31 protein-coding genes and 1 pseudogene are annotated in these 26564 nt (G+C 34.0%); 9 read left to right on the forward strand and 23 right to left on the reverse strand.

Annotated elements, in window-relative coordinates; genetic code table 11:
* Positions 1-6: 6 nt before the first annotated feature.
* From NSQ08_RS14535 to NSQ08_RS14560, 6 genes are all read right to left on the reverse strand, one after another.
* Complete coding sequence (locus NSQ08_RS14535) at positions 7-489, reverse strand: siphovirus Gp157 family protein (RefSeq protein WP_340776237.1); 483 nt, start codon at positions 487-489, stop codon at positions 7-9.
* A 12-nt stretch (positions 490-501) separates the two neighbouring features.
* Positions 502-696 (reverse strand): hypothetical protein, encoded by a 195-nt coding sequence (locus tag NSQ08_RS14540; RefSeq protein WP_340776241.1) that lies wholly within the window; start codon positions 694-696, stop codon positions 502-504.
* On the reverse strand, positions 693-923 hold the full coding sequence (locus tag NSQ08_RS14545; RefSeq protein ID WP_340776243.1) for a hypothetical protein: 231 nt from the start codon (positions 921-923) through the stop codon (positions 693-695). The genes NSQ08_RS14540 and NSQ08_RS14545 overlap by 4 nt, the downstream gene beginning before the upstream one ends.
* Positions 916-1155, reverse strand: coding sequence for a hypothetical protein (locus NSQ08_RS14550; RefSeq protein WP_340776246.1), 240 nt, complete (start codon positions 1153-1155; stop codon positions 916-918). Before NSQ08_RS14550 ends, NSQ08_RS14545 begins: the two co-directional genes overlap by 8 nt.
* Positions 1106-1261 (reverse strand): hypothetical protein, encoded by a 156-nt coding sequence (locus NSQ08_RS14555; RefSeq protein WP_340776249.1) that lies wholly within the window; start codon positions 1259-1261, stop codon positions 1106-1108. Before NSQ08_RS14555 ends, NSQ08_RS14550 begins: the two co-directional genes overlap by 50 nt.
* A 169-nt stretch (positions 1262-1430) precedes the next feature.
* Positions 1431-1667 (reverse strand): helix-turn-helix domain-containing protein, encoded by a 237-nt coding sequence (locus NSQ08_RS14560; protein ID WP_340776253.1) that lies wholly within the window; start codon positions 1665-1667, stop codon positions 1431-1433.
* 304 nt (positions 1668-1971) lie between these two features.
* Between NSQ08_RS14560 and NSQ08_RS14565 the strand changes: the two genes are divergently transcribed.
* Both NSQ08_RS14565 and NSQ08_RS14570 read left to right on the forward strand, forming a co-directional pair.
* Entirely contained in the window at positions 1972-2604 is a 633-nt protein-coding gene (locus tag NSQ08_RS14565; RefSeq protein ID WP_340776256.1) for a LexA family protein, read from the forward strand.
* Positions 2604-3977: a recombinase family protein gene (locus NSQ08_RS14570; protein WP_340776258.1), complete on the forward strand. Its 1374-nt coding sequence runs from the start codon at positions 2604-2606 to the stop codon at positions 3975-3977. The genes NSQ08_RS14565 and NSQ08_RS14570 overlap by 1 nt, the downstream gene beginning before the upstream one ends.
* A gap of 26 nt (positions 3978-4003) precedes the next feature.
* On the opposite strand, the pseudogene NSQ08_RS14575 reads toward NSQ08_RS14570, so the two are convergent.
* Positions 4004-4069, reverse strand: a pseudogene (locus NSQ08_RS14575) (methyltransferase); the annotation flags it as partial.
* Positions 4070-4257: 188 nt separating this feature from the next.
* Positions 4258-4731, reverse strand: coding sequence for a DUF4188 domain-containing protein (locus tag NSQ08_RS14580; protein ID WP_340776261.1), 474 nt, complete (start codon positions 4729-4731; stop codon positions 4258-4260).
* A 412-nt stretch (positions 4732-5143) separates the two neighbouring features.
* Here NSQ08_RS14580 and NSQ08_RS14585 point away from each other — a divergent pair, with 412 nt between their 5' ends.
* Positions 5144-5737 (forward strand): AAA family ATPase, encoded by a 594-nt coding sequence (locus tag NSQ08_RS14585; RefSeq protein ID WP_181150778.1) that lies wholly within the window; start codon positions 5144-5146, stop codon positions 5735-5737.
* 120 nt (positions 5738-5857) lie between these two features.
* Entirely contained in the window at positions 5858-6982 is a 1125-nt protein-coding gene (locus NSQ08_RS14590; protein ID WP_340776268.1) for an LPXTG cell wall anchor domain-containing protein, read from the forward strand.
* Positions 6983-7054: 72 nt separating this feature from the next.
* On the opposite strand, the gene NSQ08_RS14595 is transcribed toward NSQ08_RS14590, so the two are convergent.
* Both NSQ08_RS14595 and NSQ08_RS14600 read right to left on the reverse strand, forming a co-directional pair.
* The gene (locus tag NSQ08_RS14595) at positions 7055-7726 is read right to left on the reverse strand and encodes an ABC transporter ATP-binding protein (protein WP_002142440.1); all 672 of its coding nucleotides are present in this window, start codon (positions 7724-7726) and stop codon (positions 7055-7057) included.
* Positions 7726-8790 carry an ABC transporter permease gene (locus NSQ08_RS14600; RefSeq protein ID WP_000477763.1) on the reverse strand — a complete coding sequence of 355 codons (1065 nt, stop codon included), beginning with the start codon at positions 8788-8790 and terminating at the stop codon, positions 7726-7728. Before NSQ08_RS14600 ends, NSQ08_RS14595 begins: the two co-directional genes overlap by 1 nt.
* Before the next feature lie 182 nt (positions 8791-8972).
* Between NSQ08_RS14600 and NSQ08_RS14605 the strand changes: the two genes are divergently transcribed.
* Positions 8973-9599 carry an ArsR/SmtB family transcription factor gene (locus tag NSQ08_RS14605; RefSeq protein WP_340776276.1) on the forward strand — a complete coding sequence of 209 codons (627 nt, stop codon included), beginning with the start codon at positions 8973-8975 and terminating at the stop codon, positions 9597-9599.
* Between the two features lie 70 nt (positions 9600-9669).
* Positions 9670-10929: an MFS transporter gene (locus tag NSQ08_RS14610; protein ID WP_340776279.1), complete on the forward strand. Its 1260-nt coding sequence runs from the start codon at positions 9670-9672 to the stop codon at positions 10927-10929.
* A gap of 235 nt (positions 10930-11164) precedes the next feature.
* On the opposite strand, the gene NSQ08_RS14615 is transcribed toward NSQ08_RS14610, so the two are convergent.
* The 4 genes from NSQ08_RS14615 to NSQ08_RS14630 form a co-directional block, all read right to left on the reverse strand.
* Positions 11165-11500 (reverse strand): DUF3221 domain-containing protein, encoded by a 336-nt coding sequence (locus tag NSQ08_RS14615; RefSeq protein ID WP_016120496.1) that lies wholly within the window; start codon positions 11498-11500, stop codon positions 11165-11167.
* 290 nt (positions 11501-11790) lie between these two features.
* Positions 11791-12261, reverse strand: coding sequence for a DinB family protein (locus tag NSQ08_RS14620; RefSeq protein ID WP_201031407.1), 471 nt, complete (start codon positions 12259-12261; stop codon positions 11791-11793).
* Positions 12262-12502: 241 nt separating this feature from the next.
* Positions 12503-13879, reverse strand: a complete 1377-nt coding sequence (locus NSQ08_RS14625; RefSeq protein WP_340776288.1) for a sensor histidine kinase — start codon at positions 13877-13879, stop codon at positions 12503-12505.
* A gap of 1 nt (position 13880) precedes the next feature.
* Positions 13881-14558: a response regulator transcription factor gene (locus NSQ08_RS14630; RefSeq protein ID WP_002033085.1), complete on the reverse strand. Its 678-nt coding sequence runs from the start codon at positions 14556-14558 to the stop codon at positions 13881-13883.
* A 610-nt stretch (positions 14559-15168) separates the two neighbouring features.
* Between NSQ08_RS14630 and NSQ08_RS14635 the strand changes: the two genes are divergently transcribed.
* Positions 15169-15681 carry a DUF6141 family protein gene (locus tag NSQ08_RS14635; protein ID WP_002033084.1) on the forward strand — a complete coding sequence of 171 codons (513 nt, stop codon included), beginning with the start codon at positions 15169-15171 and terminating at the stop codon, positions 15679-15681.
* 222 nt (positions 15682-15903) lie between these two features.
* Here the strand turns inward: NSQ08_RS14635 and NSQ08_RS14640 are convergent, their stop codons facing one another.
* The 3 genes from NSQ08_RS14640 to NSQ08_RS14650 form a co-directional block, all read right to left on the reverse strand.
* The gene (locus NSQ08_RS14640; RefSeq protein ID WP_000747487.1) at positions 15904-16743 is read right to left on the reverse strand and encodes a YitT family protein; all 840 of its coding nucleotides are present in this window, start codon (positions 16741-16743) and stop codon (positions 15904-15906) included.
* A gap of 339 nt (positions 16744-17082) precedes the next feature.
* Positions 17083-17352, reverse strand: coding sequence for a 2TM domain-containing protein (locus NSQ08_RS14645; protein WP_002033083.1), 270 nt, complete (start codon positions 17350-17352; stop codon positions 17083-17085).
* Positions 17353-17531: 179 nt separating this feature from the next.
* Complete coding sequence (locus tag NSQ08_RS14650) at positions 17532-18173, reverse strand: hypothetical protein (RefSeq protein ID WP_340776298.1); 642 nt, start codon at positions 18171-18173, stop codon at positions 17532-17534.
* A gap of 291 nt (positions 18174-18464) precedes the next feature.
* Between NSQ08_RS14650 and NSQ08_RS14655 the strand changes: the two genes are divergently transcribed.
* Together NSQ08_RS14655 and NSQ08_RS14660 are read left to right on the forward strand one after the other, a co-directional pair.
* Positions 18465-19496, forward strand: a complete 1032-nt coding sequence (locus NSQ08_RS14655) for a S66 family peptidase (RefSeq protein ID WP_002033081.1) — start codon at positions 18465-18467, stop codon at positions 19494-19496.
* A gap of 196 nt (positions 19497-19692) precedes the next feature.
* The gene (locus tag NSQ08_RS14660) at positions 19693-20088 is read left to right on the forward strand and encodes a DUF3224 domain-containing protein (RefSeq protein WP_000454079.1); all 396 of its coding nucleotides are present in this window, start codon (positions 19693-19695) and stop codon (positions 20086-20088) included.
* 232 nt (positions 20089-20320) lie between these two features.
* Here the strand turns inward: NSQ08_RS14660 and NSQ08_RS14665 are convergent, their stop codons facing one another.
* The 6 genes from NSQ08_RS14665 to NSQ08_RS14690 all read right to left on the reverse strand — a co-directional run bounded on the left by NSQ08_RS14665 (position 20321) and on the right by NSQ08_RS14690 (position 25869).
* Positions 20321-20698: an enoyl-CoA hydratase gene (locus tag NSQ08_RS14665; RefSeq protein ID WP_002033079.1), complete on the reverse strand. Its 378-nt coding sequence runs from the start codon at positions 20696-20698 to the stop codon at positions 20321-20323.
* An 85-nt stretch (positions 20699-20783) separates the two neighbouring features.
* On the reverse strand, positions 20784-22031 hold the full coding sequence (locus NSQ08_RS14670) for a DUF1015 domain-containing protein (protein WP_340776303.1): 1248 nt from the start codon (positions 22029-22031) through the stop codon (positions 20784-20786).
* Between the two features lie 13 nt (positions 22032-22044).
* Positions 22045-23217, reverse strand: coding sequence for a 3-phosphoglycerate dehydrogenase family protein (locus tag NSQ08_RS14675; RefSeq protein WP_340776307.1), 1173 nt, complete (start codon positions 23215-23217; stop codon positions 22045-22047).
* A gap of 12 nt (positions 23218-23229) precedes the next feature.
* The gene (gene serC, locus NSQ08_RS14680) at positions 23230-24312 is read right to left on the reverse strand and encodes a 3-phosphoserine/phosphohydroxythreonine transaminase (RefSeq protein ID WP_340776310.1); all 1083 of its coding nucleotides are present in this window, start codon (positions 24310-24312) and stop codon (positions 23230-23232) included.
* Between the two features lie 209 nt (positions 24313-24521).
* Positions 24522-24713 carry a DUF378 domain-containing protein gene (locus NSQ08_RS14685; protein ID WP_002084566.1) on the reverse strand — a complete coding sequence of 64 codons (192 nt, stop codon included), beginning with the start codon at positions 24711-24713 and terminating at the stop codon, positions 24522-24524.
* An 88-nt stretch (positions 24714-24801) separates the two neighbouring features.
* A complete protein-coding gene (locus tag NSQ08_RS14690; protein WP_340776314.1) occupies positions 24802-25869 on the reverse strand; it encodes a glycoside hydrolase family 113 in 1068 nt (355 codons plus the stop codon).
* Positions 25870-26564 lie beyond the last annotated feature (695 nt).

Raw genomic sequence — 26564 nt, forward strand, 5'->3', positions numbered from 1 at the left:
CTCCAATTATTTAATTTGCAATGTTTTAGTTCGTTTAGTTGTTACGCCTTCTACTTGAATTCCTTTTTTAACCGCGTCTAACAATTGTTTTTTATCTAATGAAGGTTCAGCCGTCTTATAATACATTTGCGGTATTTGAGCGCCTTCAGCTATGTCTAATGATGGCGCGTTAGTTCTAAATTTAAGTGTTAACGTTTCGTTTTTTATTTCTTCCATATTAGATGCTTTTAATGATTGTTCTAAGAATGAATGTAAGTTCTTCACGTTATTTTCTAACGCTTTTCTTTTTGCCGCTAAACGCTTTTCTTCTATTTTAATAGTTTCTACATTGCCTTCGATATATTTGATGATGTAAGCCGTGTTCAAAGCCTTTTGTTCAATAGCTTCTTCAACCGCTTCTAATGTATCTTGAATCACTTCAGAGTCCACGCCGTCAGCAATCATGTTTTGAATGTTTAAAAATTGACCAGTTAAATTGTATAAGTTCATTTTGTTTTCCTCCTAGAATTCGATATATTTGTTTGGTTTACCAGTTATAGTTGATAGAAGTAAGTAAAGATTTATTTCTTCTACTAAGAATAAAGTTTCAGTACCGCCGAAAACTCTCGTTGATTCGATTTCTTTCAAACGTTTGTTTATTTGACGTTCAGCCGCTTCCAGTCTAGCTTCAGCCGCTTGTAATTCAAATGATTTCATTGTTTACTACCCCACTTTTCAGAAGCTTGTACAATAACTCTACCGTGTGCCGTATGTAGAATAGGTTTGTACCACCCTTGACCATATACATTATGCCAATCAACAAACAACGTACCAACGTTACTAGATTCTTGTTCCATGTGCTTGCTTACAACATCCCAAGCTTCTTGCAATGTAATTTCTCGTTTTGGCAACTGTTTTGTAAAGTAACGTTTCTTTTTAGACATTAGTAACACGCTCCATTTTTCTTAATTGTAAAGTGACTTGTTTTAATTCTTCATTAGCTTCCCTTTCTTTATCTAGCCAGTGAATCATTGATTTAGCGTAACCGCGTGTAACCTCTAAAGGTTCGTTTGTTGCTTTCCTTGCTTGCATTTGTACCAGGCGTTGATTTGCGATGTAACTGTTTTTAGCTTGCTTTAACTCTATCGCTCGTTCCCTTAATTGTTCTATCTTCATTATTAATTCCACCTTCGTTAAATAAACTTGGATTACTTTGTATGAACTTGATGATTGGTTTCAAAAACTGTTGTTGCTGCTCACTTGTTAAATTTAATTTTTTCATTAAGCTTATCTAACTCCTTACATAAATTTTAGTTTGATAGAATAATTACGATTATCAAAATTAATGTAACTAAACTGATTAGCATATCCATCTTTATATCCTTTTTAGTTAAATAGAATTGGATTTTTATGAAACATTATTTTTCGCATACTAACAGCAAGTGCAAGTGTTAACTTGCTAAAAACTCACTTTTCACTTGTTTTATGTAATCTTCCTCTTTGCCATAATAAAGCTTGAATGGATCAATATAATAAATGTCAGCCAACTTCTTAGCAACTTCCATTTTAATTTTAGAAGTATCGCCTTCTAACTTTTGTAAGGTATTGTAGCCGATACCAGCCGCTTTTGCTGCTTCTCTTAATGATAAACCTACACGTTGACGTGCCAATCTAAAAGTTAACTCCATGGAACTTCCCCCACTATTCTATTATTTTTGTAACATAGTGATGTTTAAATAACCAAATATCAGATGAGTAAACAGACCTCGCCCGATGCGAACACTTGTTCACCTCTGCTACATGAGTAATCTTACCATGCAAAAAAATCAAATGCAATACTTTTTGTCCAAATTTATTTAATTTTTTGGGTAAAAAGTTCATTTTTATGGGTGAAAGGTATAGATTTTATTGTTATTTCTATTATATAATGAATAACGTAATAACAAAGTAATAACAAAGTAATAACAATTAAGTACAAAGGAGAAATTTACTATGCCTAGGAATTTCAAAACTGCCAACGATGATATGATGGCGAAAAAGATGAGCGAAAACATTAAAACTCTAATGAAAAGGAAAGGTTTAAGGCAAATTGATTTATCTGATAATACTGGTATAAAACGTTCTACTATAAGTAATTATGTTAACGGAAAAACAATAATACCGATGGTTGCCCTACAACGTATAGCAAATGCATTAGGAGTTACTAAGTCTGAAATTGTTGAATTAGATGAATCCAAAACTATTGAAGTAATTGGGATTAAAAAAGTTCCTGTATATGACAATATAAAGAGCGAATTTGGATCAACTTCATTTAGTGATCCTATTGAATATATTGATACGCCTTTCAGTTGGATTAGTGAAGGTGATTTCTTCTATATAAATGTAAAAGATAATTCTATGCCTGGTATATTTGAAGGTCATAAAGCTTTAATAATGCAAACATCAAGTTTAGAAAATGGAGATATGGCTCTTGTTTCTGTAGATAATGAAGTTCTTATAAGAAGAATTTATAAAGATGGAAATTCAATAACATTAGATTCAATTTATAAAAAAGATATTATAGATGATAGGAAAACACTATTTTCGATAATTGGACGTGTAAAGAAAGTTATTGGTGATTTCTAATGAGATGTGCTATATATAGAAGGGTTTCTACAGATGAACAAGCGGAAAAAGGATTCTCTTTAGAGAATCAAAAATTAAGACTTGAATCCTTTGCAACTTCTCAAGGTTGGGAAGTTGTTGAGGATTATGTTGATGATGGGTTTAGCGGAAAAGACATAAATCGACCTGCATTACAAAGAATGTTCAGTGATGTTGATAAATTCGATGTAATACTGGTATACAAATTAGATAGATTTACTAGATCAGTTAAAGATTTAAACGAAATGTTAGAAACAATAAAAGAAAATGAAATAGCTTTCAAAAGCGCTACAGAATCTGTAGATACCACTACCGCAACAGGACGAATGATATTGAATATGATGGGAACAACCGCACAATGGGAACGTGAGACGATTTCGGAGAGAATAAAAGATGTATTTGGGAAGTTGAGAGAAAACGGCGTTTTTTCAACAGGGCATCCACCATACGGTTATAGATGCAGTGGTAATAAATCAATTGAAATAGTTGAAGAACAAGCGGAAATGGTACGCTATATATATGAGCTATCCAAGACCATGGGACTATTTAAGATTTCCGTAGAATTAAACAGGAAGGGTATTAAAACTAGGCGGAATAATAAGTTTGGACAGTCGGCGGTAAAAAGAATACTGCACAACCCTTTCTATTGCGGATATATGGAGGTTAATAACAAATGGGTTCCGATCAAGAATGAAGGTTACATACCTATAATAAGTGAAGAAGAATTTAAGACGACTCAAAAAATATTAACGAAACGTAATAAAGCACAGACAAGATCGAGAAGCGTTTCTTATTATCCGTTTAGTGGAATTGTACTTTGTCCCGAATGTCAACGGGCAATGAGGGGCGATAGAGCTAAATACGGCGATTATTATTATCGTTACTATCGTTGTGTATACGGACGAGAAAATATTAATTGCACTAACAGAAAGCGAATTAGAGCCGAGCAAGTTGACAAAGCTTTTGCTGAATACATTTCAGGGTCTTTTGAGAATACTACAATAAAATTAGATTCCAGAGATATTAAAAGCGATATAGAATGTGAACTGAAACACTTAGACAGTAAGATAGAAAGATTGAGTGATATATATATAGAAGGAGATATCAATAAAAGTAAATACAATGAAAAAATGAACTCCCTTCTAAATGAGAAAGAGAAATTAAAAAGAGATTTGACATCATGTAAGGAAAATGTTGACGCCGAATTTGTTCGGGATCAAATAAACAAACTGGAAAGTATTTGGCACTTAATAGACGATAAAACCAAATCCGAATCTATAAGAAGTGTTTTTGATACTATAAAAATAAAACAAGAAAAGAATAAGGTGACTATTATGGATTATACCCTACTTTAATTTTGGGTTAATGGTCCATTTCCTCTATGATATGCCCTTCCGAAAGCTGATACTAACGATGTTACACTTGATTCACCTTGTTTCACGCACATACACTCCTTCATTTTCACAACAAAAATAGGGTCCCCCTGGCCAGGAGAACCCTATTATACACTTTATTTTTATATTGGTAAATTATAGCATAAATAAGTTTTTTTGTCAAGTTTTCAGCCTGCTAACACTCCGACACTTTGTATATTCTCCGGCAGGAACATCGGAATTATATACTCAATTTTCCGAATTATTTATTCATTCTTTTTTGAGCAGTATTAGTATCTTGAGATACCGGTATGTGTTCGGTAGCTCTAGATAAACCTGTTTTTGGCATATTAACATAGATTGCTTCAGAAGCACCTTTTTCTATTTGATAGGTTTCGTGAAAAACACCGACACTCCCATTATCTTTAATCTTATTATTGTATGATTTCCAAGCATATGAATGATTTTTTCCGTGAGCATAGTTTACTAATTCGTCGAATCCCTTCCAGTATTGAATTAGGATTACTTTTCTCCAACTAAATAAGAATTCTGTATGTAAGAAACCCCATTGTGGATTTTGATACAATTCTTTAATCATAGGTCCCATAGCATTAAAAACTGGTATCCACTTCCAATATTTTAATAGGTTATTAATACGCATACCAATAATAAAAACAACAAATTCTTGATCCTTGCTATTGGCTATATGCCTGCCGTTAAAAATTTTAGCCCCCACTTTAATCCCCCTTTTTTACTGAACATAAATAATGTGCAGCTCCCAAATAAACCATAACACTTTCCCATGAATTTTCCAATTGATTCAACATAGATTATGAAAGGCTGTATTTAACTATAAAGGGTATATGTTTCCTACCCTTTTATTATTAATATTTGTTCTAAACCTCCTTTTCACCAGGAACATTTTCATAATATATTTCAATAACGATAGCATTGCCGCTCCCTTTCTAAACAGAATATTTTTTAGTTCATTTGAGTTAGGACAACATCACACTTTTCACATTAGGGAATTATTGGATAAATAAGTTTTTTGGTGAAATTTTCAGCCCATTACTACTCAGCCACTTTGTATTTTCTTCGGCAGGAAAATTGTCGATTCACACCGAACATTCCAGATTATAACAATACATATGGAGGCCAATATGAAACGATTAGTCATTATTACAGTAGGAAAAACCCACAGTGGAAAAACAACATTTGCTAAAGAACTAGAAAAAAAGTTACCCCACTCTTTCGTTATGGATCAAGATAACCAAGCAGAATTTATTAACACGCATTATGAAAAATTACAGCCAACTGAAGGCCCTAATACATTTAAGCACGCTCTTTCGAAATTCATTGTTGATTATGCAAAAGAACATACAAATTTACACCTTATCATTTGCAACTCAAATAGAAGCCGAAACGGCCGGATCTATTTGCTGAATGAGCTGTTTAAGGAAGAGGAATATGTACGCATACTCGTTCGTTTTGACATTCCAGATGATATTCTTTATGAAAGAGTAGCTCGTAGTAAACGAAGTATAAATATATTTAGAGGTAACTATTCCAGTTTCAAAGAAGTACTCGTTCGGCAACAGGCTGAATCTCAACATGAAGATGTAGTAGATCCTGTAGAAAATGAGGCTGATTATTTGTTTGTTATTCGCGATAGTAAAGATGTAAAATCTACTATAGAAGAAATTGTTCATCTTGCTGAAGATTTGTCCCCTATCCCAAAATAAGAGACTATAAGAATCACATAATCATAGATTCTTATGCAAATACTTCCTCTTGGCGCCGAACATGGTATATAATAATAAAATAATCTACTTCTATATGCTCAATTTTACACAAAACAGCTCATGCATATGAAAGAAAAGAGGTACAAAAATATGAAAACAAAACAAACAATCGCTGCGTCTACACTAGCTTTAGCAATGATTGCTGGCGCAAACTCTACTCATGCGGAAGTAACTGATGCTACTCCCCAGCAAAGTACGGGAGATCGCTTAGCTGAAATTAAGCAACATAGACAAGAGTTAGATGCGAAATTACAGCAGCACAAAGAAAATGTGGATCAAACATTAAATGAACTTAACCAAGTTAAGGAAAATGTTGATACAAAGGTGAATGAACTACATGAACGTAAACAAGTTGCAGATGAAAAAATTGGCGAGATTAAACAACATAAACAAGAGTTAGATGCAAAACTTCAGCAAGACAAACAAATCGCCGAAGATAAAATCGCTGAAATTAAAGAGCATAAGCAAACTGTTGATGAAAAGGTTAATGAGATTAAAGAACATAAACAAACTGTCGATGAAAAAGTGAATGAAATTAAGCAGCATAAAGAAAATATCGATGCAAAGGTTAATGAGCTTAAGGAAGTAAAAAAACAGGTAGATGACAAATTAGCTGAGTTAAAGAAAGCGAAACAAACCGCTGAGGACAAACTTGCTGAAATTAAAGAAAATAAACCGAATACAGGTAACACATTAGAAGAACTTAAGAAAATTAAAGGCAATTTAGATAGTCTTTCATCTAACTTAGAACTAGCTAAACAAGATGTGAAAAACAAATTAGCTGAGTTACAAGAAGCTAGACAAGATTTACTAAATAAAATAAACGAAATGAAACAAGCGAAACAAACTGTTTCAGACGATTTAACAAAGAAAAAACAAGACTTAGATATTAAAATAAACGATTTTAAACATACTGAGAAAAAAATTGATGACAAATTAGCTGAGTTACATACAACAAAGCAAAATGTAGATAACAAAATTAATGAAGTATCACAACCAAAACAAACGACAGTGAATAATAACACTACTACTACACCTTCTACTGTTCCAGCGAAAAACAATGCTAGAGAACTTCCTAACGCTGGTAGTGAAGAATCAAATAATATGGCTTTAGGTATGTTATCTCTATTAGGCGGGGTTTTATTAATAACACGAAATAAAATTAAAACGTTATTCTCAAAATAAAGCCATTATATCTATTTTAAAATAATCATACAAAGGCCAACTGCACATATATGTACGGTTGGCCTTTTTTCTTTATATTAACTTCCCATCTCTAAGCGTCAATATACGATCACATACATCAAGCATTCTTTCATCATGTGTAATCATAATTGCTGCTTTTTGACTTTCTTTCACTTCACGTTTCATCATTTCCACAACTTCACGTGCGCGTTTTGAGTCTAAGCTTGCAGTTGGTTCATCCGCTAATATTAAATCTGGGTTGTTCATGAAAGCACGAGTGATTGCTACCCTTTGTTTTTCCCCGCCCGATAGTTGATTTGGATAATGAGTTTTTCTTTCAGATAATCCAAATGCTGCTAGCAAGTGATCCGCACGCTTTTCCGATTCTTGTTTGTTGTCTTTTTTTAACTTTGCAATGTAAAGCAATTGTTCTTTTACATTTAAATATGGAACAAGATTTGCGAACTGGAAAATGAAGCCGATTTTTTTCAAACGAATGTCTGTCATTTCCTTTTCTGATAACTTCGTAATATTTTGCTCACGAATGTAAATATCCCCTTTTGACGGTGATAGTAAAGCACCTGCGATTGATAATAACGTACTTTTCCCTGATCCAGAAGGACCGACGATTCCGATAAATTCTCCAGCTTTCACATCAAGCGACATCGGATGAAGGGCTGTTACTTCTGTATTCCCTTCTCCGTACACTTTACTTACTTTGTCTAATTTTAATAATGAAGTCATTACATCCCGCCTCCAATTGCTTCTAATGCATCAACTTTTAATACTTGATATAACGAAATAAGTGTTCCTAAAATACTAATGACGATAAAGATTGCTGCATATTGTGCAATCATCGGTGTTGTTAATAAGAACGGCATACCCGCTGGTAAAATTTGTTCTAATCCTTGTACAAGAACAATACTGATTACCATCGCAACGACTGATAAGAATAACGCCTGCACGACTAAGCTATTTGCTAAATAAGAATTTTTCGTACCGATTGCTTTTAGTACACCTAATTGCTGTGTTTTTTGCAATGTAATTACGTAGAAGAATACACCGATCAGTAACGCAGCGATAACAAGTAAGAACGCAATGATCATCGTTAATGTTCCTTGCTCTTCTTTAAATCCTGGAATACTTTGCAGTACTTCTTTTTTGTCGATAACATGTGCATTTTTAATTTCTTTATCTGTATTCAGCGCAATTGCACTATAATCTTTTTGGTTTGGTTGTGAAATAGCACCCCATACGTCTTCATTTACATAAACGACTGGTGTATGGCTAAACATTTGATCTTTCGTAAATCCAACGATTGTAAATTCTTTCTTTGAAACAGGATCAATAATTGTATCCCCAATATCAATTCCTTTTTCTTTAATTGATTCATCAGCAACCATTTCGTTATTTGCTGTACCTAATTTCTCACCTTTTACAATGTTTGGTTCTAAAAATGAATCACGTTCACTTGAGAAAATAGCAACATCCACTTTTTTCGAACTATCTTTCTTTTCATACGTTGAAACTTTCACACGAAACGGAACGGCCTCTTTCTCGCCTACTTGATTTACTACGTTATCTACATCATCTTTCTTAATTTGTGAACGAAGTAATTTATTTTCCGCATCATCTGCTAATACAAACTTATTTGCCTCCATATTTTGAATCGATGAAGCATTATCATATGATAGTCCATTTGCTAATCCTGAAATAACAAGAACTAAAAATGATAATAACACCATAATAAGTCCGATTAATCCGTATCTTAATTTTGATTGTTTTAATTCACGCAGAGCTAAAAACATTTCGCTCGCTCCTTCCTCTTTCTTTCTATGCACTTATCATAAAAAAGAAATATGAACGGAATATGAACAGAAGATTACAGAGTGTAAGATTTAATTTTCAGAAAGTATTGAAAACAATTAAAATCCTTGATACAATTCAGTCAAATAATCTTGACCGAGTAATTTTATTTAAGGAGTTGATCATGTTGAAGCCCATGTTAACACTAACTACTTATAGCCAACTAAAAGCAATAAGCGATCCACTACGTGTCGAAATGATGATGCGTCTATGCGAACGTCCTTATACAGGACAATTACTATCTGAGAAATTCGGCATTCCAAGGGCTAAAATTCATTATCATTTAAAAGAATTAGAGAAGAATGGTTTTATAGAGATTGTTTATACAGAAGAAAAGAATGGCATCATTCAAAAGTTTTATCAATCTGTCGCTAGAGGCTTCACCCCTGCCGCGGACCTATTACCTCATTTAGAAATATTAAGCGAATCAGGTCGCCAAATCTTTTTACAAATGACGGAAAGAACGAAAAGCCATATTCTCGCTGCACCAGAAGAAGCTTTTACATTACGGAAAGTAAGCGAAGACCCAGCTGAGTGGAATTACGTTTCATCTTGTTGGGAGTTTGATGCTACGCCAGAACAATTTCAAGTGTGGGTGAAAAAGTTTCATGAATTAATGGCTGAATTAAACGAAATCACAAAAAGTGCGGATAAAGATCCAAATAGTAAAGCTTATTATATTTCTACTACTGCACTTCAAATCGCTGAGAGAACAATGCAGCAATTTGTAAAAAAAGAAGAAAAATCGTAATGCGATTTTTTTTTACATAAACGGTCAAATTTATTTTACCGAATAAATTTTTTATAAAGGAGTAGATAAAGTGGACATATTAAAAAACCGTAATTTCCTCTTACTATTTTTAGGGAGAATTTTTACAAACATAGGAGATAGTTTGTATTATGTAGCAGCGATGTGGCTCGTATATGAGCTGAGTGGTAATCCTTTTTATTCTGGATTGGCTGGTTTCCTTACATTATTACCTTCTGCATTACAATTTCTTACCGGTCCATTCGTTGATAGATGGTCAATCAAAAACACCCTTGTAATCACACAAGTCCTGCAATGCATTCTTATATTAATCATTCCTATTACACACTACTTCGATCTACTAACAGTCCAACTACTACTCATCATTATGCCAATCGTAGCCTTTATCGAGCAATTCGCCTATCCCGCACAATCAAAAGCTTTACCACTTCTACTGAATAAAACACAATTATTAAAAGGAAACTCACTCTTTTCCTTTGCTTATCAAGGCATTGATTTAATTTGCACGACTCTTTCTGGAATATTAGTAGCACTACTTGGCGCAATTACTTTATATGTGATAGACTCTTTTACATTTGCGATTACCGCCCTTTTGTTCTTTTCATTAAAAATGCCGAAACAAACCGAAACAGGCACATCACTGTCAACTAAGCAATATTTCTCTGATTTAAAAGAAGGCTTTTCAATCGTCTTTCGTTCATTAATGGGCGTTTTCTTAATCGGTTCAGTTGTCGCTAATTTTTCAATCGGTATGACGATGGCAATACTCCCTTCTTTCGCCGATTCTTTAGGAGAGGTTAAATTATACGGTTTCTTTTTAGCCGCTATATCCGCCGGTAGTTTAATTGGAGCACTATTCAGTTCATGGGTTGGTAAACATAATATTAGCCATGTCTCCATTATTAGCTTTGCGACTAGCGCTTTCTTTTGGTTTCTCTCTACGTTTGTACCGTTTCAATGGTTATCAATTTTTTTATTCGGCCTAGCTTGGATACCAATTGGTGCGACCAACATATTATTTGCGACAATTAGTCAAATTGTAATTCCAAATCAATATCTTGGACGCATCAATTCAGTCACACGAAGCATGGGTACAATCGCTATGCCGTTCGGCTCTTTAATTGGCGGATACACCGCAAATGTATTTAGTAGCCAACTCATTTTCGCGCTCGCTAGCATCGGAATTTTATTTATTTCTCTCGTATGGCTACTTCATCCGAAATTACGTTCATTGCCGAAAGCTGATGAAATTACAGCGGATACTTTTGAGCTTCGCTTTAAGGAAGAGCGCGGGAAAGGTGCGGCTTTATAGCAAATAGAAAATATCATGTAATCCGTAATTTGTAGAGATAATAAAGTTATTTAATTTTAGGCTGTTTTCGTAAAAATTGTTGCTATTGGTTAACTTTTAACGGTTAAATTGTCTGATATAATTAAGAGAGTATGAATTAACAGTATAGATAACCATCACAAAAAAGCTCAGATTTGAATCCTGAGCTTTCTAAATATTACATTCTGTTTCACAATTACTCTCGATTGTTGAGAACTTATTTTTTAAATTGAATTCTGTTAGCCTTAGCTCGCCCAGGATAGGATGCAAATACATCTCCATCAATCCATACTTTTACTTCATCACCTTTTGACCATTCCTCTGTATTGTCATATGCTAAATAAATTAAAGGAATACCCTTTTCCTCTCCCTGTATCTCTGAAATTGATTTATTTTTTATATCTTCATACTTGTCCAGAGAAAGATTCTCTGAAAGTAATATCTCATTTTCTGTTACTTCTAAAATAATTCCTTCCATATCAGCCTTGCCACACCCTGCGAGTGAAATACTTAACAATATAACTGTAAATGCCATGAAAAATTTTCTTTTCATTAGCTACACACCTTACCTTTATAAGATTAGACGAATTTAACATTATATAAGTTTCAAACTTGTTCAACAGTCCACCAAATCCATTGTATTTTTCACTACCGAAAAATGGTGTATTATTTAATGTTTTCTCCTCCATAACTAACCCCCGTTCTAAATTTAGGACGGGGTTATGCCTGTTTTTTTTGGATGCAAGATACTTCACAACACTAAAAATATAACAATAAAGTCGTTTGAAAACCTAAGTTTTATTCAAAAATAGCACCCTTTAATGGAAGAACTAAAACGTTCATTCAACGATTTGATGGCCATGATCCCTGCATTTTTCTTAATTGCATAATTTGGCCTGTATGATAAGCATCATGAAGCATGATGTCTAGTAATTTACCCTCAAGTGAACTTTGCTCAAGCTCTTTTTCGGAAATTGCACTCAATACCTGTCTTAAATTACGTTGGGCATTTTCACAACGTTCAACGACTTTCTTCCATTCCTTATCATCATTAGATTGATTGGTAAGATAAAAGGTTTCATCACCGTCGAGATTATGTATCCATTCACGGCCTTCCAAGTTTGCTGCAAGTCTCTCTTTGTAATAAATGAGATGATTAACGTTCTCCCAAATGGTTTTAGTTGCCTCTCCATATGGTTTCCAGATAGCCTGTTCGGCTGTAAGTCCTTCTATAGCATGTTTAAACGGTGCATACCAACTCTCTTTATCGAATGTGGAATCTAGTACGTTTAATAACAAGTCAATTCGTTTCAAAGTAATCGCCTCCCTAAATAGTTAAAGTTTCAATAAAATCCTTATAACTCTGTAGAGATTCTACATTTTTAAATAAACTTCCTGCTAATCTTATTCCACAAACTGACCCAATTGTGAAATAGAATGACTCGCATTTTGTCAATTGGTCAATATATTATCACTTTACACGTAAGTGATAATATATTGACCAATTGACAAAAATAAGAAGAGGCTGTTCTAAAAACAGCCTCTTCCTTTCCATCTATTTCGGAAGCTCCACCTGAACAGTAGTCCCTTCCCCTTTCGTGCTATATACCGAAACGTTTCCATTATGAAGTTCAACAATTTTCTGCACGATCGATAACCCTAAACCACTACCTTCTATGTTTCTTGCCCTTGCCGTATCTACTTTGTAAAAACGATCAAATATACGATCCATTTCTTCTTTTTCCATACCGATTCCGTTATCTGATATAGAAATGACAATACCGGATTCTAATTCTTCTACAACAAATTCAATCGTCCCGCCATCGTTTGAAAACTTAATGCTATTCGTAAAAATATTACTCCATACTTGATGTAGTAGGTTTTCATCACCTTCTATAAATATGTCCGGTACATCAAATTCAACAGCTATATCTTTTTCACGCCATTTCCATTCGAGCATAAAAATGACGTCTTTAATTTGCTTCTGCAGATTGAATTCTTTTATCTGTAAAACCTTCTCTTCTTTATCTAAAGAAGCAAGCGTAAGTAACTGTTTACATAAACTAGACATCCGCTTACTTTCACCCTCAATAATTTTCAAGTAACGTTTTCTTTCCTCTTCACTCATATTCTCCGATTGTAATGTTTTCGAAAAACCTTGTATCGAAGAAAGTGGAGATTGGAATTCATGAGAAACGTTAGAAACGAACTCTTGTCTCATTTGGTCTAATTCTTTAATGCTCTTTGTCATCTTTTGAAAATTAGTCGCTAGTGTACCAATTTCATCTTTTCGATTTTCATCTAATTCGATATCATATTCACCACTTGCAATCTTTTGAGTCGCTTTCGTAAATGTTCGAATAGGACGAACAATATACCCTGCTGCGATCGCTATAAAAATGATACTTAATACAACGATGAAACCAAGTAATACCGCTAGAAAAATTCTCATTTCACCAAATTGTTGCTGAATATCAGGGCGAATGAATAAAGCGTACTGTTTATCATCGTGTTTTAGCGGTACACCGACACTATTAATTAATTCATTATCAAAAAATCCTGTAATAAAGAGGCGCGTTGGATATGTGGAAACGCCATTAAACGTTTCACCTTGCAATACTTTATGAACGGTATCATCACTAATTGTTATCTTACGAAACGCATTCCCAATACGCTTTCCATGATTTTCGTCATCTACAATATAAATTTCATACCCTAACTTCGCAATAGACTGTAAGTATGCCTCTTTATTCTCTTCACTTTGCTTTTCATATAATGATTTTACTTCTTTAGCATACATTAAAATCTTTTCACTATTGTACGGTTTTAACTTCACTTGATAATATACGTTCGTTAATAAAAAACCGATAATACTACTAAGAAGCATAATACCGACTGTCATAAAAACAAATCTAGAATATAGTGATTTCATTTTATTTCAACTCCAACTTATAACCGAGTCCGCGTACTGTCGTAATTTGAAAATCATCTGTTCGTTTTGAAAAACGATCTCTCAGTCGCTTCACATGAACGTCAACTGTTCGTTCATCTCCTTCAAAATCCATTCCCCATACTAATTCAATTAACTCTTCTCTCGAGAATGTTCTTCCAGGATAACTAGCAAGTTGTGATAATAATTCAAATTCCTTTAATGGAAGCAAAATCGTCTGACCGTTACACTTCACTTCAAACCCTTTTCGGTCAATTGTTGTACCGTGCAGCGTAATAATATCAGCATTAAGCATTTGATAACGACGCAATAATGCTTTCATACGGAAAATGACTTCAGCTGGCTCAAACGGTTTTACAATATAATCGTCCGTACCAGAAATGAATCCTTTTTCTTTATCTACTAGCTGATCTTTTGCAGTTAATAAAATAACAGGTATATCATGATACTTCCGGATTTCTTCGCATAACGTATAGCCATCAACAAACGGCATCATAATGTCTACTATCGCAAGATGAATATTTTCTTTCTCTAAAACGCCTTGCGCTACCTTTCCATCTTCCGCTTCAAAAACTTTAAAGCCCTCTTTTTGTAAATGGTAATGCAATAACTCTCTAATATGTTTATCATCATCAGCTAATAAAATATGTATCATCTTCATTAAACCCTCTCTTGTTCATCCTTCTACATCCTTACATTAAGAAACAATTGGATTTTTTGCAAGAAAAAGAAAAACAATTACAGCATTAATTTTTTCATGGCAATGAGCTAAATTTTAAAATCCATTACGTGAAATTATTGAGGTTATCAAAGATACTACGCATTAGAACCGCAATACAGTACAACAGATCGTATGATAATGTAGCTTTGGAATAAAGGTTCATAAATAATACCTACAAGCCAATATTTTACGATAAATAAAAAGAATCCATTTTGAAATAGATTTTAAATAGACTAAACTAAGAAGAGGATATTACGTTCAATATATGAGTATATATCCTCTTTTCTTATAAACATTAGATTACTTATACAGATAATAAAAATAAAACTCTATATGTATACTGAATTCGGAAAAGTTTGTATAATTTAGGTAGCTAACGTATCTCATAACGGAAAGCGTTGTGAGGTCTTTAGACTGAGCGTTAATTTTTTTAGGGGTGAAGTGCTATGAGAGTACAAGAGGTTCTCATAGAGAATAAAAACAAAGGATACATATTACTGGATCAAAAAGGATTCCCTGTAATAAATCATTTAGGAGGTGACAATTATTAATGAAACAACAAGAACGTATTATCTTTCGTGAGGTTCAGCGACCACAACAAATTTGGGTATGGATACTCATATTTGGGATCGCAGCACTGATGTGGTATGGATTCATTCAACAAATTATCCTTGATACCCCGTTTGGAGATAAACCAGCTCCCAATGGTGTGTTAATTGCTTTGTGGTTGTTTTTTGGGATTGCCTTTCCTGTATTAATGCTTGGGGTATTGAAACTGATTATAGAAGTCCGTGAAAAAGGTCTTTATGTTCGTTTTGTTCCTTTTCATTTTCAATATAAACAGTACCTTTTCAAAAATATATGTCACTATGAAAGCATTACTTACAGTCCACTAAAAAGATTCGGAGGATGGGGAATTCGTTTTAACCTTAAGGGTGAAACGGCCTATAACATGAATGGAAAGAAAGGTATAGAGTTAAAGTTGAAATATAACACAGTGGTAATCGGCACTCAAAAACCGGACGAATTAAAAAAAGCATTGGACTCGGCACAAAAAGCATAATGAAAATTAATCGTCAACAAACGGGTATCATTGTGGAATAAGAAAGGACATTACATATTAGTCATATAAAATATATAATGTCCTTGAATTTATTTGTTTTTTTAAAATTTAGGTCTTGATAATTAAGTGATCAAAATAGATTCTCATATTTTCGCATTAAGATTATTTCAATAAAAAATATTGCTCATTTTCTGCCTTTTTAAAAACTAATTCTAACTCTTATTAAGCCTTAGAAATATCAACAAATCCTTCTCCAAACACATCACGAACATCGTGTATAGCGATGAACGCAGCCGGATCTGTAGTTTGAACAATCCGTTTTAGCTTCACTACTTCTTGCTTATTAATAACAATATAAAGAATTTCCTTCGGAGTTTTCGTGTAATAGCCATGACCTGAGTACACAGTAACCCCTCTGCCCATTAAGGTAGTTACCTTCCCGGCAATTTCATTCGGGTTATCAGAAATAATCGTAATGGCTTTCTTCGGATTTAAACCTTCAATTACAAACTCCATCACTTTCGTTGCTACATATAGCATAATAATTGTTATCATCAGTTTTTCTGCACCAATGATGAAATAAGATGAAAACGCAACAATTAAATCGAAGAACAGTAAACCATAGCTAATGCTCCATCCTAAATATTTATGCGTCATTCTTGCTAAGATGGTAGTACCTGCTGTTGTTCCGCCAACGCGAATAATAAGACCAATCCCGCACCCAATAAATATTCCTCCGAAAATGGCATTTACAAGCATTTCATCCGAAGCAATCGTCCAACCTTCTGTCAAATGAAGGAATAGCGAGTTCGTAACTACAGCGATAATCGTATAAATTGTTGTAATCTTATTCAAAAATTTATAACCAGCTATTAACAAAATCGCATTTAAAATTAAGTTAACTAAACCTGGTGACCATTCAAATAAATAATACGTAATAATCGTGATACCAGTTACTCCACCCTCACCAAACTCGTTCGGAATAACAAACAAATTCACACCTAACGCAAAAAGAAATGCACCAATAATAATAAAAATAATGTCTGTCGTTCTTTTTTTCATACAGTACCTCACTTCTTATGTAAATATTTATTCTGTCATAAACTCTCACCATTATATCGTGGAATATTCAAATCGAACAGTGGTTTATTTTTATTTTAATATAGGATGATAAAACAACTTTATCCTATATCCACATGTAATTTAAAAAGTAAAACAACTGTATTTATTATGTACTACAAGTAAAGTTTTGATTTCACATGCAGTTGATGCTAAAAAAATGAATAGGAACACTCACTCGCACAAACTTCGAATACAAAACAAATAGGCGAAGCTATAGAATAGACTTCGCATCAAACATTTGATCAAAGAGATTTATATTCATACATTCCAGAAATAAATTTACTTATCTTTCTCCATATATTCTTTAATCTTTCGTTCTTCCCACTCTTTTCCGAATATCCCAACTGGAAAAGTTGTCAAACCGTGTATAACGATACCGATCCCCCAACCTGCAAGTGGATATAAAAACCATAATTTACTTGAATCAGAGCTTATATTTATAATAAAAAGCATTAAGTTCACTAGTATATAGACCGTTAAATGAATATAAAACGCTTGTAAATTCTCTACCCTTTTTTTAGCTCGTAAATAAACCTCATCTTGCTCCACCCTTAAACACCTCTTTCCATATTGTTTTTTTCACCTTCGCTCCAGTATTAACATCATATTCTAATCAGAAATCCGTTATTCTCAAAAAAACATAAAACAAAAAAGTACCCATCGAATTATCATACATATGATCATTCGATGGGTACTGCATGATACATTTGTTATTTACAAGCGTCTAATTAAGACCAAATCCAAACATCATCATTATTTTCAACGTTGCTCTTTATCTCATGAATTTTTTCGATATGATCCGTTGTGTTGTAGTTAATAGAACTTCCGCCCCAGCCTACATACTTCATATCAATTTTTACTTTCTCACCTGTATGAAATACTTGTCCCTTCGTTAAGAAAACATCAATAATATCTTTTTTCCCGTTTAGCGATGGATACTCAACTACGACATATTTAGTAGAACCGTCTCCTTCATCTTCCATCGTTCCTACTTTTGATACTTCCCCAATTACATAATCAGGAGAACCATCTTCTTTCATGTGCATACCTAATTTATTTGACGTATTTTCAACTGTATTTGCAATCATATATTCAGTAAAATTACGCATCATAGATCCAGTAGCTTTAACCTCATCCCCTACTTTCACATTTGAAAGGGAATCTATATACACACTAACAGGTTCCTCATATTGCTTAGATTTTACGACAATTACACCGTTATCTACTTCTACTACTCGCCCTTCTAACGTCGAGAAATTCGATTCAATAGAAGCGGCACTCGCTTTTGATATTTCTAATCCTGGTAAATTCGTTCCTGATAATGCTGCGATCCCTAAAGCACCTGCTAAAATTATTTTTTTCATACCCATATGTAACCTCTCCATTCATGATGATTATATTTTTTTGATTGGATACGACCAACCTGTAACTATTATAGTTACAGGTTATAGAAAATAGCAACCCTCTTTCTCATGCAATGTTGCATACTGTGATTTTCAAATATAAATCGATTATTCCTATATTCAACACGAGTTCTAAATTCTTGAATACCAGCAGGTAAACGGATTGATAACGAAGAAATTAATGTGATGCATCATATTTTTTCAATGCTACAGTTTGTATAATCGTAGTCCATTACATTATGTAGGAGCGGAGTTAATATGTTAAAGAAACCAAAGAGATTACAGGCAGGAGATATTGTGGCAATAGTAAGTCCTTCATGGGGAGGCGCAGGCGATTCTGAGATAAGATGGCGTTATGAACAAGGAGTAAAGAGATTAGAAGAAGTTTTCGGTCTTACGGTTGTTCCAATGCCGAATAGTTTAAAAGGTAGCGAATTCATTTATAACAACCCAGAGGCTCGTGCGGAAGATTTAATGACAGCATTTAAAGATACGCGCGTGAAAGCAATTATTGCGAATATTGGCGGTGAAGATAGCATCCGCTTACTTCCTTATATAGATTTTAATGTAATACGTGAAAATCCGAAAATTTTTATGGGGTACTCTGACGTTACCGTTTCACACTTGTTTTGTCATAAAGCAGGAGTTTCCTCTTTTTACGGTCCAGCCATTTTAACTGATTTTGCCGAAAATGTAGAGATGGATCCATATACAGTTGAAATGGTAAATCGGACTCTCTTTTCAAATGAGACAATTGGCGAGATTCAACCAGCTCCTGAATGGACAAGTGAGCGTTTAGAATGGATAGAGGTAAATAAAGATACAAAGCGTACGATGCAACAAAACAATGGCTATGAACTACTTCAAGGCTCTACTACCGTACAAGGACGCTTAATTGGTGGCTGTATAGAAGTATTGGAATTTGCAAAAGGAACGGAACTTTGGCCTGAGAAAAAACATTGGGAGAATACCATCATTTTCTTTGAAACTTCTGAAGACCACCCAGAACCAAGCTATATAAAGTATTGGTTACGAAATTACGCAGCGCAAGGCATTCTTCAAAAAGCAAAGGGTATCATCTTTGGTAAACCAAAAGACGAAATGTATTATGAAGAATATAAACATGAAATACTGCAAGTTATGAAAGAACATAACTTAGAAGATTTGCCGATTCTTTATAATTTAAATTTTGGCCATACCGAGCCGAAGTTTATTTTACCTTACGGTGCGATGGCAGAAATTGATTGTGAAAATGGGTCTTTCTCTATTTTAGAGAGTGGCGTGGAATAAAGGAAAACTTTAAATAAGTATAGCCATTTTCCTGATCCTACAGAAAAAATAGCGTGTTTTTTCATTTTAGAGAGTATTTTATTTTGGTTAGCTTGATAGCGACATGAAAGGACCACAATAAATAAAATCACTCCTATGAGATATGACTGTGAATTGATACTTTTTAAAACTATATAATTGGAGGGAGATTACGTTTATGGAAGTAACATTTACAGTAAGTAAATGGGATGAAAAACTAATCGATGATACTAGAAAAGATTTTCCTATTAATATTGCCCATGTTGAATATGATATTGATGGTGAATTAAAAGGAAAAGCTTTTGTTGAATACTTATTATATTATTTAGACTCAAATATAAATGATGGTCACTTGGCTACTGCTAAAATTTCTGGGTTTTTACACTTTGAAGGAATTTATAAGGGGCAACAAGGGACATTTACAGCTATAGAGCAAGGAATATTTGATAAAGGAAATCTAGATTCCCCAGGAACAATTATTAAAGCTACTGGTAACTTAGAAAATCTGAGAGGGTCCTATAATTATCAGTTTACAGGTCAAACCAGTAAACTAATTTTAGAGTTTGAATTTTAGCAAAATATCCTATAATTTAGTGGAAAGGACATTTCTTTTAATACTAGGAATGTCCTTTTTTTGTTGACGAGCTTATTCAACTATTCTTCTATTAGTTAAGAAAAGAACAGAGTATATTACATAACGTCTTATTATCAGTATTCAGCAATGTGTAAAATTTTAATTATGGGGGGAATTAAAAATCTAAGCCCGAGAGACATGGCCCCCACCTATTCATTACTTTTCCTACTTACTAAAGAATAATCCCCGAAAAACTCCCCTTCATAACTTCTTTTTCAAGTTGGTTCCTACATATAAACATCGCAATAATTTTTGTGCGATGTTTTTCATCGGGTTCAAATTGTTCAATGGTTACGTCACAACGAATTGTATCACCGCTAAAAACAGGACGTAAAAATTCAAAATCCATCTTGCGAGCTAGTACGTTATAGTCACCGCCAATTTTTGTAGGCAGCGTTGATGTTAACAGCCCTTGTACAACAAATCTCCCCTGCTCATCTGGTGTAACATGATGAACACCTTCATCTTTAGATACTTCTGTAAATAAAACAACATCTTCTTTTGTAAACGTTCGTTCAAAGGTGATTTTTTCGCCTACTTGCAATTTCATCGATACCCCTCCTCAAAAACACTTTTAACATAAGAAAAACCGAAACTATAATCATTTCGGTTTTTCAATCTAAAGAAGTCTATATTTATTTTAACGAATGAACAAACAACCCACTGCGCAGTTTCGGTTCAAACCACGTTGATTTTGGCGGCATAACTTCCCCTGCGTCTGCGATTGATAATAAAGCTTCCATTGATGTCGGATATAATGAAAACGCTGCTTTATATTCACCGCTATTTACAAGGCGTTCTAATTCTTCTAATCCGCGGATTCCTCCGACAAAATCAATGCGTGAATCAGATCGTGGATCATGTATTTCAAGTACTTGGCTTAATAAATGATCTTGCAGAATAGATACATCTAAACCTTTAACGAGATCATTCGCATCAAACGTTTCCTCTTTCACAGTGAGCTTATACCACTTCTCGTTTACATACATGCCAAATGATTTTGGTTCATTTGGTTTATACGGAGAACCATTTGCTTCTTCTACATAAAAGTACTGCGTAATTTGCTTTAAAAATTGCTCTACTGATAAGCCATTTAAATCTTTCACAACCCGGTTATAGTCCCAAATTGATAATTCATCATGAGGGAATAAAACAGATAGGAAGAAATTGAATTCCTCTTCTCCTGTGTAATTCGGATATTGCTCTCTTCGCATTAGCCCTACTTTTGCAGCTGATGCAGAGCGGTGATGTCCATCTGCAATGTAAAGACTAGGAATATCTTCAAATGCGTTTACTAAATTTGCAATTACTTCTTCATCAGCTATTTTCCACGCAACATGCCTAACGCCATCTTCTGCTGTAAATGTAAAGATTGGCGCATGTTCTTCTTTCCAGCTTGCAATGATACGTTTCACATCTTCTTTCGTACGATACGTTAAAAAGATAGGCCCCGTATTTGCATCACACACATCTACGTGGCGAATACGATCAAGTTCTTTTTCATGACGCGTTCTTTCATGTTTTTTAATTGTATCATCTTCATACTCGTCAATCGATGTACAAACGACAAGGCCTGACTGCGTTCTTCCTTGCATCGTCAGTTCATAAATGTAAAGCGCTGGCTCCTCATCTTGAACGAACACTTCTTCTTGTATAAATTGCTTTAAATTTTCACCCGCTTTTTCATATACGCGATCATCGTACGGTGAAAGTGCCGGGTCTAAATCAATTTCTGCTTTATCAACGTGTAAGAAAGAATATGGATTCCCTTTTACAACTTCTCTTGCCTCTTCACTATTTAATACGTCATACGGTAAAGCTGCTACTTGTGCTGCTTTTCCTTCTACTGGACGAATAGCACGAAACGGTCGGATTTTTGCCAAGTTTCTCTCTCCTTTACACAATCATTCGAACAGCTACAACACCTGTGATTTTGCTTATATTTTCCACAATATTCTCTTTTATTATATCATCAATTCCGTTATCAATATCAATCATTGTGTACGCCCAAGAATGTTTACTACGATTAATCATATCCGCAATATTAATATGATGTTCTGCTAAGCATCCTGTAATTTGTCCTACCATGTTCGGAACGTTTTGATGCATAATTGTAATTCGTTTTTTTCCAATGTACGGAAGTTCTACGTTTGGATAGTTTACTGAATTACGAATATTACCTGTCTCTAAATATTCACGTAATTGACGTGCAGCCATTACTGCACAATTTTCTTCAGATTCAGACGTAGATGCACCAAGATGAGGCGTTGCTGTTACATTTTTCATCTTTATAACATTTTCATTTGGGAAATCTGTTACGTAATGTGTAATAATATCTTCTTCTAACGCTTTTTGAAGAGCTTTTTCATCTACAAGTTCTCCTCTTGAGAAATTGAATAGACGCATTCCTTTTTTCATCGTCTCTATAGCGTGTTTACCAATAATCCCCTTCGTTTGGTTCGTAAGAGGAATATGAAGTGTAATATAATCACACGTTGCAAAGATTTCATCTAGGCTAAACGCTCTTTGTACTTGCGTAGAAAGACGCCATGCTGTTTCAACAGATATATATGGATCGTATCCGACAACGTCCATCCCTAAAGATAACGCATCGTTCGCAACTAAAGCACCAATTGCGCCAAGACCGATAACACCTAAACGTTTCCCTGCAATTTCTGACCCAACGAATTGCTTCTTCCCAGCTTCAACAAGCTGTGGTACTTCTTCTCCATCCAACTCTTTCGTCCAGCTCACTCCATTTATAATATTACGGGAAGACATAATAAGGCTTGCAATAATAAGTTCCTTCACTGCATTCGCATTAGCCCCTGGCGTATTAAATACTACAATCCCTTTTTCCGTACAACGCTCAACAGGAATATTATTTACACCAGCACCAGCTCTTGCAATCGCCTTTAAATCTTCTGAAAACTCTTCTTGATGTAAAGAATAGCTGCGAAGTAAAATACCATCTGGATGACCTACTTTGTCTCCAATTTCATAGCGATTCCCATCAAAAATTTGCAAACCCTTTTCGGCAATTTGATTTAACGTCTGAACACGAAACATATCCCCATCTCCCTATCTATTTTCAAGCTCAAATTCCTTCATATAGTCTACTAATTCTTGTACACCTTGGGTTGGCATCGCATTGTAAACACTAGCACGCATACCGCCGACTGAACGATGTCCTTTTAACGTAACAAGGCCGCGTTCTTTCGATTTTTGTAAAAACTGATTGTTAAGCTCTTCTGACGGTGTTGTAAACGGAATATTCATAAGTGATCGATACGTAGGGTCAACTGGTGAAGTAAACAATTTAGATTCATCTAAAAAATTGTAAAGAAGTGAAGATTTCATTCTATTTTGTTCTTCAATCGCAGATACCCCGCCTTGTTCTTTCAACCACTCTAGTACAAGTTTTGCTACATAAATACTAAAGGTTGGCGGTGTATTATATAGGGAGTTATTTTTACTGTAAGTTTCATAGTTTAACATCGTAGGACAAGCACTATTTGCACTGCCAATTAAATCTCTTTTTATAATTACAATCGTTAAACCCGCTGGCCCTAAATTCTTTTGCGCACCCGCATATATGAGACCAAACTTCGTAACATCATATTGTTCTGATAAAATATTTGAGGACATATCCGCAACGAGCGGCACTCTTTCTAAATGTGGAATATCCACATATTTTGTCCCCTCAATTGTATTGTTCGTTGTAATATGTACATAATCTAGTTCTTCATCATTTGGTAAATCATCCATTTTAGGAATTGTAGTAAACTTCTCTTTTTCAGAAGAAGCAATCACTTTTACTTCTCCTACTTTTCCGGCTTCTTGCAGCGCCTTTTTAGACCATGAACCTGTCAGTACGTACCCAGCTTTTTTATACGTACTCATTAAATTTAACGGTATCATAGAAAATTGTAATGACGCACCGCCCTGTAAAAATAAAACTTCATACTCATCAGGAATGTTCATTAATTCACGAAGTAAGCTACTTGCTTCATCCATAATACTTTGGAAATAAGAAGATCTATGGCTCATTTCCATAACAGACATGCCTGTCCCGTTATAATTTACAAGCTCCTTTTGCACTTTCTCTAAAACTGGCAAAGGGAGTATAGATGGTCCTGCTGAAAAATTATACACTCTCTCCATCACCCAGATAACCTCCCTATTTCTCATTTTTATTATTTTTTAAACTTTCTGAATTATAACCTATATACACTACACGGTCAATTTGTTTTCCGTTATTACGGTGCAAGACGCAATGGAATCGCTTGCATGTGCACCCTGCTTTTTATAAACATACAAAAAAGTGTTAAGTACATAATCGTACTTAACACTCTAGTAATTAAGTATAATAGCTACTTACTCGTAAAGAACCGATCGAAAATTTGATAAATAGCTGAAAGACCAAAGAGCCAATAAATAGTATCCACAAGCGCCGGCATAGAACCAAACCATTTCTCAACTACATTATAATCTAACGCCACAAACAACCAATTCAAACCGCCAAGAATCACCAAAATTACTGTAAGGTATGACAAAAATTTCATTATGATTGCCCCCTAGGTGATAAGATGGTGAAAGGCCTTTCACTAAAATATATGTAATAGATTCTAAAACTTACCTATTTTATAAAATTTATTTTCGATACCAGCCATTAATAACTGTCTCTGCTTCTTTACTATGTATTTGATATGAATGATTACTATCATTAGATCCGATAAACCAAATTGAAAAACCTTTAAAATATGGCTTCGCTTCTAATACATCTCGGTAAGCACGCCACCCGTTAAGTTGTACATCTTTCGAAAACACATTCGTAACATCTGGGTTCCACGGGCTTTGTAGTCCAAGTTCACGTGCTGGCACATTAAATCCACCAAAATAAACTGGCTTTCCAGTTGTTTTATGTAATGTCTCAAGTTGCTGAACGACATTTTGGCCACGATTGTATACTGTCGTCGCAAATAAGCTTTGTTTTACTTCTTCGTATGATGGATTTCTTTTTCCTGAAACTTCAAACCAACTATCAATACTTACAATGTCCACCTTTTTTAAATACGGGCGATTTATTTTCTCTTTAAATTTCGCCTCATAAGAAGGATCAAAGCTTGCAGTTAACCACCAATTCATTTGATACAAAACATTTCCTTTATACTGCTGGCGAACAAAATTAATCGTATCATTCCAATATCCTTCTGCATATTCCATATTCACGAAATTAGAAGCGATTTTCAGCCCATAAATATTGTACTTACTTGTAATGGAATTAAAAATATCTTGTAAAACAACCGTTTTCCAATTCCAGAAGAAATCGTTAATATTACTAGGGTTCCACTCTGTTTCTCCAATATTTCCTTGCTGAATAAACGGAAACGGCTCCAATATAACTTGTATATTACGCTTTAATAATTCTTGAATTAAAATAATAGCTTGTTTCTTTTGCGCCTGATTAATTACCATATTAGCCGAATTCACATTCGAAATATCTACTTGAATAGGTACATTCACCGTATTTAAATTCAAGCGCTCTACATCTGCTAACACTTTCGCTACATTGCCTACTTCCCATACCGTTACGTTTCCTGATTTTATTTTTCCAGATTGAACAGTATTTACATCCGCCTGTATATTTCCCTGGAAACAAAAAGAAAACAACATGATACACACTCCTAAAATACTTATTAAACTCTTATTTTTTTTCACAACTTCCCCCCATAATTTTTGACTTTCTTGATTATTTTATACAACATTTCACATATATTCCAGAAAAAAATTAAATACATTTCCATTAATAAAAGTGTTATCCATATAATTCCCCTAAAAATAGTAAGGTAAATAAAAAAGGAGCGTATTTCCGCTCCTTTTTTATCTTTTCACAATTGAAGTTATTGAATTTTCTCTGATAATCTAATCACATCTATTTTTTCGTATAAATAAATTTTTATCTATATTCGCTTTTGTTTGTATTACTTTTATATTTACTTCATTATTTACCTTTATAGTTAATAATTTCTTTGTTCTTTTTTCAAAAATCACACCATCATACAAATAAATTCATAACTGTGTACAAAGTAATAATTACTTCATGAATATTATACCTATAATTAATTCTTTTAGTTAAAAAATAAAGAAGGGAGAGATACGTATATTATCCAAGTGTTCATTAAATCGGAATTTAACGAAAACTTGAAAGAATGGAAGTTAACCTCCCTTCTTATCACAGATATTGATTTTCTTGGATCCATGTTGTTTCCGTATCTCCAGTAATCTTGTTCAAAGCTCGTTCAGCTACAGTAACTGTTGATGCTGTAATATAAAGGTAATCCAAAAAAGTAATCGTAATTAAACTTGAGAAAGCGGATGATGGTTAGAAAATTAGTAAATCATAAAAAAACGTC

Source organism: Bacillus sp. FSL E2-8887 (assembly GCF_038007205.1).
GTDB lineage: Bacteria > Bacillota > Bacilli > Bacillales > Bacillaceae_G > Bacillus_A > Bacillus_A mycoides.